At 57.0% G+C, this 15,365-nt stretch carries 15 protein-coding genes; 8 read left to right on the forward strand and 7 right to left on the reverse strand.

Features of this window, described 5'->3' with window-relative positions:
* Positions 1–46: 46 nt before the first annotated feature.
* The 4 genes from ACERY3_RS01945 (at position 47) to ACERY3_RS01960 (ending at position 4,958) form a co-directional block, all read left to right on the forward strand.
* On the forward strand, positions 47–1,549 hold the full coding sequence (locus ACERY3_RS01945) for a sugar ABC transporter ATP-binding protein (protein WP_373224978.1): 1,503 nt from the start codon (positions 47–49) through the stop codon (positions 1,547–1,549).
* Positions 1,546–2,541, forward strand: coding sequence for an ABC transporter permease (locus tag ACERY3_RS01950; protein WP_023334863.1), 996 nt, complete (start codon positions 1,546–1,548; stop codon positions 2,539–2,541). The genes ACERY3_RS01945 and ACERY3_RS01950 overlap by 4 nt, the downstream gene beginning before the upstream one ends.
* A gap of 20 nt (positions 2,542–2,561) precedes the next feature.
* Positions 2,562–3,626, forward strand: a complete 1,065-nt coding sequence (locus ACERY3_RS01955) for a sugar ABC transporter substrate-binding protein (RefSeq protein ID WP_373224979.1) — start codon at positions 2,562–2,564, stop codon at positions 3,624–3,626.
* A gap of 90 nt (positions 3,627–3,716) precedes the next feature.
* Positions 3,717–4,958: an LVIVD repeat-containing protein gene (locus ACERY3_RS01960; RefSeq protein WP_373224980.1), complete on the forward strand. Its 1,242-nt coding sequence runs from the start codon at positions 3,717–3,719 to the stop codon at positions 4,956–4,958.
* 62 nt (positions 4,959–5,020) lie between these two features.
* On the opposite strand, the gene mtnK is transcribed toward ACERY3_RS01960, so the two are convergent.
* Complete coding sequence (gene mtnK, locus ACERY3_RS01965; protein WP_033144908.1) at positions 5,021–6,220, reverse strand: S-methyl-5-thioribose kinase; 1,200 nt, start codon at positions 6,218–6,220, stop codon at positions 5,021–5,023.
* Between the two features lie 104 nt (positions 6,221–6,324).
* Between mtnK and mtnA the strand changes: the two genes are divergently transcribed.
* The gene (mtnA, locus tag ACERY3_RS01970; protein ID WP_373224981.1) at positions 6,325–7,341 is read left to right on the forward strand and encodes an S-methyl-5-thioribose-1-phosphate isomerase; all 1,017 of its coding nucleotides are present in this window, start codon (positions 6,325–6,327) and stop codon (positions 7,339–7,341) included.
* Between the two features lie 42 nt (positions 7,342–7,383).
* The gene (locus tag ACERY3_RS01975; RefSeq protein WP_033144910.1) at positions 7,384–7,854 is read left to right on the forward strand and encodes an SRPBCC family protein; all 471 of its coding nucleotides are present in this window, start codon (positions 7,384–7,386) and stop codon (positions 7,852–7,854) included.
* Positions 7,855–7,950: 96 nt separating this feature from the next.
* Here ACERY3_RS01975 and ACERY3_RS01980 read toward each other — a convergent pair whose 3' ends face one another.
* Genes ACERY3_RS01980 through ACERY3_RS01990 form a run of 3 tightly spaced genes read right to left on the reverse strand, consistent with a single transcriptional unit; the run spans position 7,951 to position 9,790 of the window.
* Positions 7,951–8,493: an acireductone dioxygenase gene (locus tag ACERY3_RS01980; protein WP_015571163.1), complete on the reverse strand. Its 543-nt coding sequence runs from the start codon at positions 8,491–8,493 to the stop codon at positions 7,951–7,953.
* Entirely contained in the window at positions 8,490–9,179 is a 690-nt protein-coding gene (mtnC, locus tag ACERY3_RS01985; protein ID WP_029740121.1) for an acireductone synthase, read from the reverse strand. Before mtnC ends, ACERY3_RS01980 begins: the two co-directional genes overlap by 4 nt.
* Complete coding sequence (locus ACERY3_RS01990) at positions 9,176–9,790, reverse strand: methylthioribulose 1-phosphate dehydratase (protein ID WP_058841799.1); 615 nt, start codon at positions 9,788–9,790, stop codon at positions 9,176–9,178. The genes mtnC and ACERY3_RS01990 overlap by 4 nt, the downstream gene beginning before the upstream one ends.
* 247 nt (positions 9,791–10,037) lie before the next feature.
* Here ACERY3_RS01990 and ACERY3_RS01995 point away from each other — a divergent pair, with 247 nt between their 5' ends.
* Positions 10,038–11,198, forward strand: a complete 1,161-nt coding sequence (locus tag ACERY3_RS01995) for a pyridoxal phosphate-dependent aminotransferase (RefSeq protein WP_373224982.1) — start codon at positions 10,038–10,040, stop codon at positions 11,196–11,198.
* Here the strand turns inward: ACERY3_RS01995 and ACERY3_RS02000 are convergent, their stop codons facing one another.
* From ACERY3_RS02000 to ACERY3_RS02010, 3 genes are all read right to left on the reverse strand, one after another.
* Positions 11,199–11,825, reverse strand: a complete 627-nt coding sequence (locus tag ACERY3_RS02000; RefSeq protein WP_033144915.1) for a ParB/RepB/Spo0J family partition protein — start codon at positions 11,823–11,825, stop codon at positions 11,199–11,201. It lies immediately after the preceding gene.
* The gene (locus ACERY3_RS02005; protein WP_373224983.1) at positions 11,810–13,033 is read right to left on the reverse strand and encodes a phosphoadenosine phosphosulfate reductase; all 1,224 of its coding nucleotides are present in this window, start codon (positions 13,031–13,033) and stop codon (positions 11,810–11,812) included. Before ACERY3_RS02005 ends, ACERY3_RS02000 begins: the two co-directional genes overlap by 16 nt.
* A 172-nt stretch (positions 13,034–13,205) precedes the next feature.
* Positions 13,206–14,105 carry a LysR family transcriptional regulator gene (locus tag ACERY3_RS02010; RefSeq protein WP_373224984.1) on the reverse strand — a complete coding sequence of 300 codons (900 nt, stop codon included), beginning with the start codon at positions 14,103–14,105 and terminating at the stop codon, positions 13,206–13,208.
* Positions 14,106–14,727: 622 nt separating this feature from the next.
* On the opposite strand from ACERY3_RS02010, the gene ahpC reads away from it, so the two are divergent.
* Positions 14,728–15,291, forward strand: a complete 564-nt coding sequence (gene ahpC, locus ACERY3_RS02015; protein ID WP_008501015.1) for an alkyl hydroperoxide reductase subunit C — start codon at positions 14,728–14,730, stop codon at positions 15,289–15,291.
* Positions 15,292–15,365: the final 74 nt, after the last annotated feature.

Raw genomic sequence — 15,365 nt, forward strand, 5'->3', positions numbered from 1 at the left:
TGTGAAAAATTCGATAAATCAGAAGAGTAATGAAGGATTTACGCGGATGGTTTCCAGTCGCCTTGAGATGCGCGGTATCAGCCTGGCCTTTTCCGGCTTTCAGGCGCTGTCGCGCGTGAATTTCACCTTAACCGGCGGATCCGTACACGCGCTGACCGGTGCCAACGGCGCGGGAAAATCGACCCTGATGGCGGTTCTGTGCGGGACGCACGACCACTATGAGGGTGAGATCAGCATCAACAACCAGCCGGTGAGCATCCGCGAACCGCTCGATGCCAAACGGCTGGGGATCCACCTTGTGCAGCAGGAAGTGGACGTAGCGCTGATCCCGGGGTTAAGCATTGCCGAAAACATCATGCTCGACCAGCTGGCGCAGCCGGGGCATCGCTTCAGCTGGCGCGCTATCCGCCAGCAGGCGAGACAGGCGCTGGCGCAGCTCGACGTGACGCTGGACGTTCGCCGTTCCATCGACGGCTGTTCGCTGGCCGAAAAGCAGCAGATTTTGCTGGCGCGCGCCCTGTCCCACCACTGCCGTTTTTTGATTCTTGATGAGCCCACCGCGCCGCTGGATGCGCATGAGAGCGAGCGCCTGTTTGCGGTGGTGAGACGTTTAAAGCAGCAGGGCATCGGCGTGGTGTTTATCTCCCACCGTATTCACGAGCTGAAGGCCATCTGCGACACCCTGACGGTGCTCCGCGACGGCAAGCTGATCGAGTCCGGCCCGATGGCCGATCTTAGCGGCGAAGCGATCGTCGAGAAGATGCTCGGCCACGTGCTGAGCGATATCTATCCGCCCGCGCGGCCGCCGCACGGCGAAGAGACGCTGTTACGCGTTGAGGGGCTTCACGACGACGCGCTGCTGAAAGATATCTCCCTGCACCTGCGCAAAGGCGAAATTCTCGGGATTGCCGGGCTGGCGGGCGCGGGAAAAACCGAACTCTGCAAGGCGCTGTTTGGCGCCACTAAAAGCCGCGTGGCGCACGGTGAGCTGAATCATCAATCCTGGCAGCCGCGCGATCCGGCCGACTCCGTGCTGCGCGGTCTGGCGCTGGTGCCGGAGGAGCGCCGCAAAGAGGGCATTTTTATCGACGAGCCGGTGAGCATGAACCTCGCCGTGTGCGCCGATAACAGCTTTTCGCGCTGGAGCCTGTTTGGCCATCGTCAGGCGTGGCGCTGGGCGGAAGAGGTCATCGCCCGCGTCGGCGTGCGCGCGCGTGGGCCGGGGCAGGTGCTGCGCCGTCTTTCCGGCGGCAACCAGCAGAAGGTCGCCATCGGTAAATGGCTGCGCAATGACGCCAGCGTGCTGATATTCGACGAGCCGACCAAAGGCGTGGACGTGAAGGCCAAAACCGACCTGTTCCAGCTGATTGACGGCCTGGCGCGCGAGGGCAAAGGGGTGATTTACGCCTCGGGCGAGTTTGCCGAACTGGTCGGGCTGTGCGACCGCATCTGCGTGCTGTGGGACGGGCGCATCGTGGCGGAAATCGCCGGGGCCGAGGCCCGCGAAGAGACACTACTTTATTATTCAACCGGAGGAACGGCGTCGTGAGCAAGGCCCTTTCAGTGAACGCGGCGGCGTCTGGCCGCCAGCAGATTTTCGATTTTCTCTACAGGTGGGGCATGCTGTTAACCGTCGTCGCGCTGGTGGCCGTCTTTGGCCTGGCGTCGGACAGCTTCCTCGATCCGAACAACATCATCAATATTCTGCGCTCGATTGCCATCGTGACGGTGATTGCCATTGGCGTGTCGATCTCGTTGACCATCGGCGGGTTCGATCTCTCCGTGGGATCCACCGCCTCGCTGGCGAACGCGCTGGTGATTTCACTTTTCGTCTGGCACGGCTTTGGCACCACCGAGTCGATTCTGATCACCCTCGCGCTCTGCACGCTGGTGGGTCTGTTTAACGCCTTCCTGATCGTCATCCTGCGCATTCCGGACATGCTGGCGACGCTTGCCAGCCTGTTTGTAATCCAGGGCGTGGCGATGACCTACAGCTACGGCGGGTCGATTACCGAGAACATGGTCCTGCCGAGCGGCGACATGGCGGAAGGGACCATTCCGGCGGCGTTCAGCCTGCTGGGGCAGGTGCCGACCATCGTGATCGTCATGCTGGTGGTGACCGTGCTGGCGCAGCTGGGCCTGTCGCTCACTACGCATGGCCGACGCATGTACGCCATCGGCGGTAACCCCGAAGCGGCGCGCCTCTCCGGCATTCGCACCACGCGCTACAAGGTGGCGGCCTACGTGATTGCCTCGCTGCTGGCGGGACTGGGGGGGATTTTGCTGGCTTCGCGCATCGGTTCGTCGCAGGTGAATGCGGGCGGCGGATACCTGATGGATGCGGTGGCGGCGGCGTGGATTGGCTTCTCTCTGGCAGGCTCCGGCAAGCCGAACGCGCTGGGAACCCTGGTCGGGGCGGTCATTCTCGGCGTGCTGTCGAACGGGCTGGTGATGCTCTCCGTGCCGTATTACGCCATGGACATTATAAAAGGGCTGGTGCTCGCGGTAGCGCTGGCGATTACCTACATACAAAAACGCTGACAACACAACGGGATAAAAAAATGAAAAAGATTGCATTCTCTTTGGTGGCACTTGGGTTGCTCACTGCTCTGCCAGGCTTCGCGGCTACGCCCGCGCCGCTTCCGGCTGCCATTGCGAACCATGACGGCCCGATCCGCATCGCGGTGATCCGTAACCTCGGCTCAGACGACAACACCACGCAGTTTATTGCTGGCGCAATTCAGGAAGGGAAAAAGCTCGGCTTTAAGGTCAGCACCTTTTTAAGCAACGGGGACGACGCCAAATTCCAGGACTTTGTGAACCAGGCCATCAGCCAGAAGTACGACGGGATTATTCTCTCTCAGGGGCGCGATCCGTACTCCACCGCGCTGGTGAAGAAAGCGGTGGATGCCGGGATCAAAGTCTCCGTCTTTGATACGGCGGTTAACGGCGAGATCCCTGGCGTGACCGTCACCCAGCAGGACGATGCCTCCCTGACGAACCTCTCCTTCGGCCAGCTGGCGAAAGATTTCAACGGCAAGGCCAATATCGTCAAGCTGTGGGTGGCGGGCTTCCCGCCGATGGAGCGTCGTCAGGCGGCCTATAAAGAGCTGCAAAAGCAGTATCCGGACATCAAAGAGCTGGAGTCTATCGGCGCCGTGTCCTCTGACGTGCAGGGCGATACCGCCAACAAGGTGGGGGCGATCCTGGCGAAATACCCGAAAGGCAAAATTGACGCCATCTGGGGAACCTGGGACGCCTTCAGCCAGGGCGCGTATAAGGCGCTGAAAGAGAACGGCCGCACCGAGATCAAGCTCTACAGCATCGACATCTCTAACCAGGATCTGCAGCTGATGCGCGAGCCGGGCAGCGCGTGGAAGGTGAGCGTGGCGGTGGATCCGAAGCTGATTGGCGCAACTAACGTGCGTCTGGTGGCGAACAAGATTGCCGGGGAAGCGACGCCTGCGACCTACGATTTCAAAGCGGCGGCCATTCCTCAGGCGCTGCTGACCGCCCAGCCGGGCCCGGTGAACGTGGCGTCGCTGGGGAAAATCATTTCGGGCTGGGGCCAGACGGAAGATTTTATCGCGCCGTGGTTTGCGACGCTGGAAGCGAAAAATAAATAAAACCAGGCCGGGTGGCGTCAGGTGCGGCCTGATGCCCTCACCCCGGCCCTCTCCCGCAGGGAGAGGGGGAAAACCCAAAGGAGCTAACAGGTGACGCAAGTACCCCTTCCAGAATACAGCCACAATATGCGGCTGATTGGCCATAGCGATCAGGGCGGTCGCCCGGACGGCGTGCAGCTGATGGTCCATCGCGGTTTCGCCTATATCGGCCATATGGTGTCGCAGGGCTTTTCGATTGTCGACGTGCGCGACCCGAAAAACCCGAAAGCGGCGGGCTACGTGCCCGCGCCGCCCGGCACCTGGAACGTGCACCTGCAGGCGCATGACGACCTGCTGCTGGTGATTAACGCCCGGGATCTGTTTGCCGATGCCCGCTTTGCCGACGAGAAGGTCTACTACACACGCCAGGTGGGGGAGACCGTCAGCGATGTGCAGGACAAAGGCTGGAGCGCCGGGCTGCGGGTGTTTGATATCTCCACGCCCGACAGGCCGCGCGAAATCGGCTTTCTGTCGCTGAGCGGCATCGGCATCCACCGCATCTGGTACGTCGGCGGCCGCTGGGCGTATGTGTCAGCGCTGATCGACGGCTTTACCGACTACATTTTCCTGACCATCGATCTGGCCGATCCGCGTAAGCCTGAAGTGGCGGGGCGCTGGTGGCTGCCGGGGATGAACCAGGCCGAAGGGGAGAAGCCGAACTGGCCGGAAGGGAAACGCTACGCGCTGCATCACGCGATTATCGCGGGCGATACCGCCTACGGCAGCTGGCGCGACGGCGGCCTGACGCTGCTGGACGTGAAGGACCGCACCCGGCCGAAGCTGATTAGCCACCGCAACTGGAGTCCGCCGTTTGGCGGCGGGACGCACACCGCGCTGCCGCTGCCGGACCGCGATTTGCTGGTGGTGCTGGACGAAGCGGTGCTCGATAACCAGGAGGACGGCGAAAAGCTGATCTGGCTGTTTGATATCCGCGAGCCGTCGAACCCGGTCAGCATCTCGACCTTCCCGCAGCCGGATGAAACCGACTACGTGGCGAAAGGGGCGCATTTTGGCCCGCATAATCTGCATGAGAACCGGCCGGGGAGCTTTATCAGCTCGACGCTGATTTTTGCGACCTATCAGAACGCGGGCGTGCGCGCATATGACATTTCCAATCCGTATCGACCGGTGGAAACCGGTGCGCTGGTGCCCGCCGCGCCGGAGAGAATGATGGACACGAGGCCGAATCGCCCGCAGGTGATCCAGTCGTGCGACGTGTTTGTGGATGCGCAGGGGATAATTTACAGCACGGATTATAACGGCGGGCTGTCGGTGATTGAGTATCTGGGATGAGTGCGGTTTGATGCCCTCATCCCGTCCCTCTCCCACAGGGAGAGGGAGAAAACCAAATGTAATCAGCTGTACTGACGCACCCGTGCCACCAGATCTTCGGCGCTGTCGATGCGGTCGGCAATGACAATCAGCGCTTTACCGAGCGTTATCGCGTGGCGCAGGCACTCGTGGCGCATCGCCTCGTCCTGGATGGTGTCGATATCCGCGACGTGGGAAAGCCCGACGCTGCGGCGAATGAGCTCGGTGCCGCAGAAGCCGATGGCGTCATGCCAGACCTTTTTCAGGAACGCGGAGGCATAGCCCGGCGCGCCGAGCGCGGCGTCGCGCGTTTTCTCGTTTGCCAGCGCCTGGAAGCGTTCCGCGAAGGTGTTCCACAGCTCCTGAATATCGGTCAGGCGCTGCTCGCGCGCGGCGGCGGCATCGCGAATGCCCAGATGCCCCGGCAGGCCGCAGAAGTTCAGCAGCAGGTTGCCGATGGCGGTACCGACGTCAAAGCCAATCGGGCCAAAGTAGCCGAACTCGGCGTCGATGGCCTTCAGGCTGCCGTCAGCCACAAAAATCGAGCCGCTGTGAATATCGCCGTGCAGGAGCGCTTCGGCGTGCGAGAAGAAGCGGTGCTTCAGGGAGGCCACGGCAATTTTAAGCTGAGCGTCGTCGCGCAGGGCCGCGACGTCATTTTCCAGCTCGGCCGGGTAGCTGTTGCGTTCGTGGATCTGGTACGGATCGTTGAAGAACAGATCTTCGGTGATCTCGCACATCTCTGGGTTGATGAATTTCGCCACCTGCGCTTTTTTCGCGTGCGGGTGCAGGTAGAAATCGCTGGTGTGGAACAGCGCGTGCGCGAGGTATTCGCCCAGCTGACGGGCCGCCTGCGGGTAGTAAATGTTTTTAATCAGCTCGCCGCGCCAGATGCGATGGCTGGAGAGGTCTTCCATCACCATCACCGCCAGCTCCGGGTCGAAGTGGTGGATTTTCACGGTGTGCTGCGGGCTGTGCTGGTAGTGCTCGACCAGCGTTTGCGCTTCAAGGCGGGCGCGGTCCAGCGTCAGCGGCCAGGACTCGCCGACGCAGCGGACGTAGGGCAGCGCCTGCTTAACGACGATGCGGCTCACGCCCGCGCCGTCGAAAATTTTGAATACCAGATTGAGGTTGCCGTCGCCTACTTCCTGCGCCTCTACCAGCGATGAAGGATCGTCAAGTCCGCCAAACTGCCTGGCATACTCCACGGCGTCCTGAGCGGTAAAGGTACGGTATTGCGACATGGCCTGCTCCTCACGAGTTTTCTAATTAAGACATGTAGACGTCTATACATCTGGATTTCATCCTGACACAATGTGCTACAACAACGCAACAGGGAATTAACGACATGCAGACATTACAGACGACCAGCCTGCGGGTGGCGGATAATCAGCTCTTTATTCTCGATCAGCAGGCGCTTCCGCAGGAGAAACGCTGGCTGGATGCCTCGACGGTAGAGGCGCTGGTCGGGCATATCCACGCCCTGCGCGTGCGCGGCGCGCCGCTGATTGGTCTCTCTGCAAGCCTGCTGCTGGCGCTGCTGGCGGAAAACGGCAAAAGCCGCGACGAGCTGGCGGCGGCGCTGGAAACCCTGCGCGCATCCCGCCCGACGGCGGTGAACCTGATGAACAATCTCGACCGCATGAAGCTCGCCCTGTGGCAGGAAGAGTATGTTCCGGCGCTGGTGGCCGAAGCGCTGCGCCTGATTGACGAAGACAAACGTCTTTGCGACGCGATTGCCAAAGCCGGCAGCGCGCTGGTGAAGCCCGGCAGCCGTCTGCTGACCCACTGCAACACCGGCGGGCTGGCAACGGCGGGCGTTGGCACCGCATTGGGCGTGATTGCCCGCGCGCATCAGGAGGGTAACGTCAGCAACGTCTGGGTGGATGAAACCCGTCCGCTGCTGCAGGGCGGCAGATTGACCGCGTGGGAGCTTGGCGAGCTGGGCGTGCCGTATCAGCTGATTACCGATTCCATGGCCGCCAGCCTGATGGCAAAAGGGCTGGTGGACGCCGTGTGGGTGGGCGCAGACCGCATTGCCGCCAACGGGGACGTGGCGAACAAGATCGGCACCTATTCCCTGGCGGTGCTGGCGAAGTTCCACGGCATTCCGTTCTACGTTGCCGCCCCGCAAACGACCCTCGATCCGGACTGCCCGAACGGGGACGCGATCCCGATTGAGCAGCGCGCCGCCAGCGAGGTGACGGGCGTGGCCGGAAGCTTTGGCGCGGTGCAGTGGGCGCCGGAAAACGCGCAGGTCTATAACCCGGCGTTTGACGTCGCACCTGCCTCGCTGATTAGCGGCTGGGTGCTGGATACGGGCGTAGTCACGCCGGAAGCGGTGGCAAACGGGAAATTCGCCTGAGTCCGGCTATCCTTTAAGGGGTTCCCTTGAGAGGACAATATCGTGACGCTCGATCCTGAAACAGACTTAAAACTGGAGCGCGTGGTGGATGCACCGCGCGACCTGCTGTGGCTGTGCTGGACCACGCCGGAGCACATCAAAAACTTCTTCATTCCTGCTCCCCATAAGGTGACCGAATGCGATCTCGATCTCCGCGTGGGCGGGCGGTTCAACACCGTGTTTGAGGTGGACGGGCAGCGGATGGATAACCGGGGCGTCTTCCTGGAAATCGATCCCGGTCAAAAGCTGGTCTTTACCGACGGCTATACCGAAGGCTGGAAACCGGCCGAGAAGCCGTTTATGACGGCGATCCTGCTGCTGGAGGATGTGGGCGAGGGCAAGACCCGCTACACGGCGATTGCGCGTCATCCGACGAAGGAAATCCGCGAGCAGCATGAACAGATGGGCTTCCACGAAGGGTGGGGGATTGTGCTGGATCAGCTGGTGGGTTATGTGAAAGGACTGGAGCGTTGAAGCTCGAGCGGCCTGATGCCCTCACCCCGACCCTCTCCCACAGGGAGAGGGAGCAAACACTAAAAACGGCAGCTCTAGCTGCCGTTTTGCTTTTACCTATGCCAACCGTGGATACGCATCCGCGATGGCATCGCCCGTAAACTGCGCCACCCAGCCTTCCGGGTTATCGAAAATACGGATCGCCGTAAAGTTCGGCTCTGAGCCCATATCAAACCAGTGCGGCGTGCCCGCGGGAACGGAAATCAGGTCGTTTTTCTCGCACAGCACCTGATACACCTCATCGCCAATGTGCAAGCAGAACAGCCCCGCGCCTTCCACGAAGAAGCGCACTTCGTCTTCGCCGTGGGTGTGTTCGTTCAGGAACTTCGCGCGCAGCGCCTCTTTCTGAGGGTTGTCGGCGCGCAGGCTGATCACGTCCCAGCTTTGGTAGCCTTTTTCCGCCACCAGCTTGTCGATCGCATGCTGATACGCCTCGATCACGGCTTCAGGTGCGGGATCGTGTCCTAAATCGCGATCCGCCGCCCAGCGTTCAAACCGCACGCCTTTGGCGTTGAGCTGCTGGGCGATCTCGGCGGCGTCGGTGCTGTGCCACTGGTGTTGACTGGCGTCTTTATCGGAATAAATGGTCAATGCGCTCATGAAGGGATCTGCTCCGGATTAATCTCGTCAAACTGGTGGACCTGATGGTGATGGCTTGCGCCGTCATCATCACCGCGAATCAGCTGCAGGGTGCGAAAACCTGCCTGTTCAGCCGCGTCCAGCTCCTGATGAATATCGGACAGGAACAGGATCTGCGACGGGGCGATGCCCGTTTGTGCCGCAATGTTCTGATAGGACTGCACCTCGCGCTTGGCGCCGATGTGGGTATCAAAATAGCCGCTGAACAGATGAGTAATATCACCTTCGTCGCTGTAGCCAAATAACAGTTTCTGCGCGGCGACGGAGCCAGAGGAATAAACATAGAGATCAATCCCTTGCGCTTTCCACTTTTCCAGCGCAGGCAGTACGTCCGGGTAGAGGTGGCCGGTAAAGTCGCCGTTCACGTAGCCGTCATGCCAGATGATCCCCTGCAGGGCTTTGAGCGCCGTGGATTTGCGGTCCTCATCCATAAAGGCAAAAAGGGCCTCGATAAGCTCGCTGACGCTGGCATGCGGGTTACCGATTTCATCACGCAGGTTGTCCAGAATGGATTTGACCGGCTCGGCGTACTGCTGCGCGGTCACGAAGGCCGCCAGCCGCTCACGCGCGTAGGGGAACAAAACGTCATGGACAAAACGGATATCGCTGGTGGTCCCTTCAATATCCGTCACAATCGCGCGAATCATACTCTCTCCAGTTGTCGTAAACGCATTTCGCATTCAAATAAGAATTCTAGTCCTTCCAGATGACGGCGGGCCTCGGCCACGTCGCGTCCCCAGCAGGTTAAGCCATGACCGCGCAGAAGAAAACCATAATTAAGCGGGCGTTCCTTAGCGTAATGGGCGATTCGGGAGGCGAGGGCGTCAATATCCTGGTCGTTATCGAAGACCGGGATAGCCACCGTATCCTGATGCGTGGTCTGCCCGGTGAGGGATTTTTGCATCTCAAAGCCGCTGATGTTGAGCTCGGCTTCTTTGACCAGACGCGACAGCACCGTGGCGTTGACGGTATGAACGTGCAGGACGGCGTTGGCTTCCGGGAACAGGCGATAAATCAGCGTGTGAAGACCGGTTTCAGCCGACGGCCTGCGGCCAGACGGCGCGCGGTTGGTGGCGATTTCAACCTGCAGAAAATCTGCCGTTGTCAGGCTGCCTTTGTCTTTTCCGGATTCGCTGAGCCAGCAGAGTCGTTCGTCCTGACGCACCGACATGTTGCCCCCGGTGGCGGGGGCCCAGCCTTTGGCGCCAATCCAGCGGCAGGCGTCGACCAGATGTGTGAGTTGCAGGTTGTCTGTCATTTCCTTTTACCCTCGCGGCCAGGAATATTCATATGGTTTATACCCGTCATACTTCAAGTTGCAGGTGCGTTGGCTGCACTCACTCATCCCAGTCACGTACTTATGTACGCTCCCGGGGATTCGTTCCCTTGCCGCCTTCCTGCAACTCGAATTATTTAGGGTATAGACGTCTAAGCGTCTTGATTGCCAAAGACTAACATCGTGTTATAGTGGCAGCAACATAAGTATTACAAGCAGGCACGACACAATGAGCAATAAAGCATTGATTCCTCAGAGTAAACTTCCCAATCTCGGTACTACCATCTTTACGCAGATGAGCGCTCTGGCGCAGCAGCACAACGCCATTAACCTTTCTCAGGGATTCCCGGATTTCGACGGCCCGACCTATCTGCAGGAGCGCCTGGCGTACCACGTGGCGCAGGGGGCGAATCAGTATGCGCCGATGACGGGCGTGCAGGCGCTGCGGGAAGCCATTGCGGATAAAACGGCGGAGCTGTACGGCCATAAGCCCGATGCGAACAGCGACATTACGGTGACGGCAGGGGCGACCGAAGCGCTCTATGCGGCAATCACCGCGCTGGTGCGTACGGGCGATGAAGTTATCTGCTTTGATCCGAGCTACGACAGCTATGCGCCTGCAGTTGAACTCTCCGGCGGTGTGGTGAAGCGCGTGGCGCTTCAGCCGCCGCATTTTCGCCCTGACTGGCAGGCGTTTGCTGCGCTGCTGAGCGACAAAACCCGCCTGGTGATCCTGAATACCCCGCACAACCCGTCGGCGACGGTGTGGCAAAAGACCGATTTCGCCGTGCTGTGGCAGGCGATTGCGGAACGTGAAATTTACGTGCTGAGCGATGAAGTCTACGAGCACATCTGCTTTGCAGAAGAAGGACACGCCAGCGTGCTGGCCCATCCGCAGCTTCGCGAGCGTGCTATCGCCGTCTCGTCATTCGGTAAGACTTACCATATGACCGGCTGGAAAGTGGGCTACTGCGTCGCACCGGCGGCTATCAGCGCCGAGCTGCGCAAGGTGCACCAGTACCTGACCTTTGCCGTGAACACGCCGGCTCAGCTGGCGCTGGCGGATATGCTGCGCGCCGAGCCGGAGCACTATCGCGAGCTGCCGCACTTCTATCGTGAACGTCGGGATCTGTTTGTGGCGGCGCTAAGCAAAAGTCGTCTGGAAATTTTGCCCTCAGAAGGGACCTATTTCCTGCTCGCCGACTACAGCGCGATATCGGAACTGGACGACGTGAGTTTCTGCCAGTGGCTGACGAAAGAGGTGGGCGTGGCCGCCATTCCGCTGTCTGTATTCTGCGCCGATCCCTTCCCGCATAAGCTGATTCGTCTTTGCTTTGCGAAGCAGGAATCGACGCTGCTAGCGGCGGCAGAGCGCCTGATCACGCTCTGATTATTTCACCGTCCAGGCTTCTGAGTAACGACGGTCTGCAAACAGCTCCAGCAGACCGTTGATTTGCTTGAGGCGCAAGACTTCATCGCCGTCCATTCCCAGCTCCTTGCTTATTCTCTCGTCATTCCAGCCAAGCTGCACCAGCTCGCGAACGATCTCCGACATAGCGTTAATCTGGTGTCGACCCCGCGCCCGGTTGTGACGAATAGTGGCAGCCATACGGTCATGTTTATCCTGTCGGTCCTGGCGCAGGAAGGTCACAGGGAGATAACCCTTGAGCTGGTGCTTCAGTGCCGCCCGATTTGTACCGATTTCATGGCGATGAAAACCATCCACAATTTCATAGTGTTGCGGTTCACTTTCTGTCACAACGATAGGTTGGGTGAATCCATCGAGTTCCAGCGACTTACTGAGCAGCCGTTTTTCTGGCGGGGCAACATTATTGGGGTTGTAGTCGTTAGCGGTAATAGCGTCCTGTCTGATCCAGAGGACGCAGTCTATCGGTTGCGCACGAAACGGACTGTGTTTATGGATCGCTTCACGAAAAGCATTTATGGCGTTAATGCGTTCCTCTTCGGGAAGTGACTGAAGGTACGTTTCCATCTCGTTGATTAGTTTTTGTCGCATAATATGCCCCACTCCTTGCGTTTCGCCTTCACTCTGTCGCTGTAGCGCTGATAATGTTTGGGTTTATTTGGGCTGAATGATAGCGCCCTGCACCAGTAGTCGTTATTCAGGAGAACCTTACAAATACGGCGCCATGAGGGAACATCTTTGGCACCGATATCACCGTCCTGCGTATCGGGAATCTCCTCTGTGCCTCTCTTCTGATACCAGTGCAGATAAATGGCGATTTTATTGCGGTAATGCTCAGCCGTATTTTGCGGCATGCTGTCGAGGAGCAGCATGGCATATTCGCGCCAGCACAGGTGTTCGGGTTTCAGAATTTTTCGGTGACCATAAAAATGGTTATCGTGTCCGGCGTACATCCCCCCGCTGCGCGCACCGCTCACGCGCTCACACATGGCCGCCCAGCGATCGGGCTCAACAACGTGGTAGAGCCATAATCCCTGACGCTGTTCAGGACCAAAGGGTTCACAAATCCGCATGTAGCGTAGCGGCACGCCGGCCTGAAACATCAGGTCATAGAGTGGGTTATAGCAACCCCCTGATTTGGCGAACCAGGTCCATATATCGGCGGTTTTCCAGTCGTAGAGAGGGTAGATATACCAGGCATGTCCTCCCGGTGCGACGGTTGTCCAGGGTTTATCGTCGGCAAACCGCTGTTTACGCGCCGACGCGACAGCCAGAAAACGGTTGTATGACTCATCGGCTCTGATGCCAATCAGTACCGCCGCCGGGCGATTGCGAGAGAACCAGTCGGAGAAACCGCGGACAAAGGTTTCAAACGTCATGCCTGGCTGGTAGAAGGGAAAAAAAGTGAGATCGGTTATCGCATCGTCAGGAGGCTGGCGGACCCATTGTGTGCCGGGTTCCCAGCATTGCCATTCCGGCTGGAATTGCGACAGTGAATTTTGCGTTGTCAGGGGGAGCGCGACCCACCAGAAATGGTCGATGACATCGCTGTACAACTCGCGCATATGTTCCACATGGATAATGGTATGGGAAAACTGCGCTTCCCAGTCGATAAAGAGCACATCTATTTTGATGTTCATCAGTCGCGCCTGCTGGGCAACCAGATGCAGCATGACGGTGGAGTCTTTACCTCCTGAAAAAGAAACACAGATTCTGGGTAAGTTTTCGAGCGTCCATTTTATTCGCTCCCGAGCAGCGGTAAGAACATCCTGATTTAAAGGGTATTTATAAATTGACATGCTTATTCTCATCCTGAGGAATAAATACCTGACTGTAGCGTCAATACTAATAAGAGGATTATATCAGTCAATAATTAATTGGATATGTAACGGTTATGCCGCGTAATTCTATAACGGTGGTGTATGTTTTAACGGTGTGGTTCCCATTTTGTGCGAGAACCACAGCAATATCTCACGGTAAGGATATTTCTTCAATAAAACTCGCGAATGCCGAGCTATTGAGCGCGGAACGATTGTACATCATGTAAATATCAATGCTGGGGAATTGAATGTCAGTTTCCACTTTTCGCAGGTTGAGGGCTGGCCCATATTGTTCGAAGGCCGGTGCGGGCACTAATCCTATGAGGTCGGACGAACCAATCACCGACAGAAGGGATATAAAAGAGTCGCTGCGATAGACGATATTTCTTTCGGTTAACAGGTTTTCGGCCTTTTCCTGATAGTCTTTGAAGCTGTTTTCATCGTTCAGGTAGGCGGTGAAGTTTTCATTCAGAATTTCTTGACGGGTGGGATTTTCACTGAGACGGGGATGGCCCTCCCGACAAACGAGGACGAAAGGAAGTTTATGGTAGAGGCTACAGGCGACAGAATGATTGTTAGAAGAAGAAAACGAAAATATCAGGTCGGCTCTTCTGTAGGCTAAGAGATCTTCTGCAGAATCAGACGAAAGAAAAACATCATGTAATTCAATTGAATAGTTATGGTTTTCCATCAACAGTTTTATAGGGTCAAGCGTTGCTTTCGTACTCATAAAATGCGGGCAATAAATGACAAAGTTCTTCTTCAACCCGCTGCTGTGCATGATATTGATAGTCTGCTCCAGCTGGTTCAGGTTCTGTTCCAGATGATGATGCAAATTGACGCCGACGGTCGTGGGGGTGATCCCTTTACCGGAACGGATAAACAGAGGATCGTTGAGTTGTCCTCTCAGACGCTGCAGTGACTGGCTCACGGCAGAGGGTGTGATATACAGCGTCTCGGCGGCTTTACTGATACTAAGGTGCTGGTAAATGCACTCGAAAATGACTAACAGATTAAGATCGAATTTTTTAAGGTCATACAGGTTTGCCATGTTTCGTCCTGAAGGTACTGCGTTTGCTGTGGTTATCATATAACTGATAACAATAGTTTAAGGCTAACCATTTATAACTCTTTCGGTTAGCTCTCTTAGTTTTAAATTAAATCATCTTAATATATCACGGTGGCAGATTATTGAAATAGCGCTTCAAAAGCGATTGAGATAATTTTATCTTAGTAAAGGGAACAATCATTTTAAATGACAACTGTCATTTATATATTGCGATAGTTTTATAATAAAAATAAATTTATAACGCACCGGAATGATGTTCGACACAACCTATCACAGCCATAGGCAGGAATGCCTCTCTTATGGATTGCTCAATCCCTGCGCGGGTGTTGTAATCAAACGGCTGTTACCGCCTTGATATAAAGGGTTGTAGAGCGCAACGCAACGCCAGTTTCGGCTGGCACTGAATGTACCTGCGGGGAATTCAGGTATCAGGGCCGCCCGTTGAGGCGGCCTTTTTACTTTCAGGCTTTCCTGTAAAAGGTTCACCTTGTTGTCTTGTCGACGTTGTAAGGTTTGGCTGATTGATTTGATAAAGCATACGCATTAGCCCCGATGAATAAAGTTGGTTACCTTACACCTCAACGAAAACACGGAGGAAGTACAGATGTCTTTGATTAACACCAAAATTAAACCTTTCAAAAACCAGGCGTTCAAAAACGGTGAGTTCATCGAAGTTACCGAGAAAGATACCGAAGGCCGCTGGAGCGTCTTCTTCTTCTATCCGGCTGACTTTACCTTCGTTTGCCCGACTGAACTGGGTGACGTTGCAGACCATTACGATGAACTGCAGAAGCTGGGCGTAGACGTTTACTCCGTCTCTACCGATACCCACTTCACCCACAAAGCATGGCACAGCAGCTCCGAAACCATCGCGAAAATCAAATACGCGATGATCGGCGACCCGACTGGCGCCCTGACCCGTAACTTCGACAACATGCGTGAAGATGAAGGCCTGGCTGACCGCGCCACCTTCGTTGTTGACCCGCAGGGCATTATCCAGGCTATCGAAGTTACCGCTGAAGGTATCGGCCGTGATGCGTCTGACCTGCTGCGTAAAGTGAAAGCTGCTCAGTACGTGGCTTCTCACCCAGGCGAAGTGTGCCCGGCGAAATGGAAAGAAGGCGAAGCGACGCTGGCTCCATCCTTAGATCTGGTTGGTAAAATCTAAGTTTTGCCCATTCGGCAATCAATGGGCGCACCCGCGCCCATTTCATTCCAGCACCATGATGCAAGTTGCATTCA

Origin of the sequence: Enterobacter cloacae complex sp. ESBL7 (assembly GCF_041679625.1) — a bacterium.
Taxonomy (GTDB): Bacteria; Pseudomonadota; Gammaproteobacteria; order Enterobacterales; family Enterobacteriaceae; genus Enterobacter; species Enterobacter asburiae_B.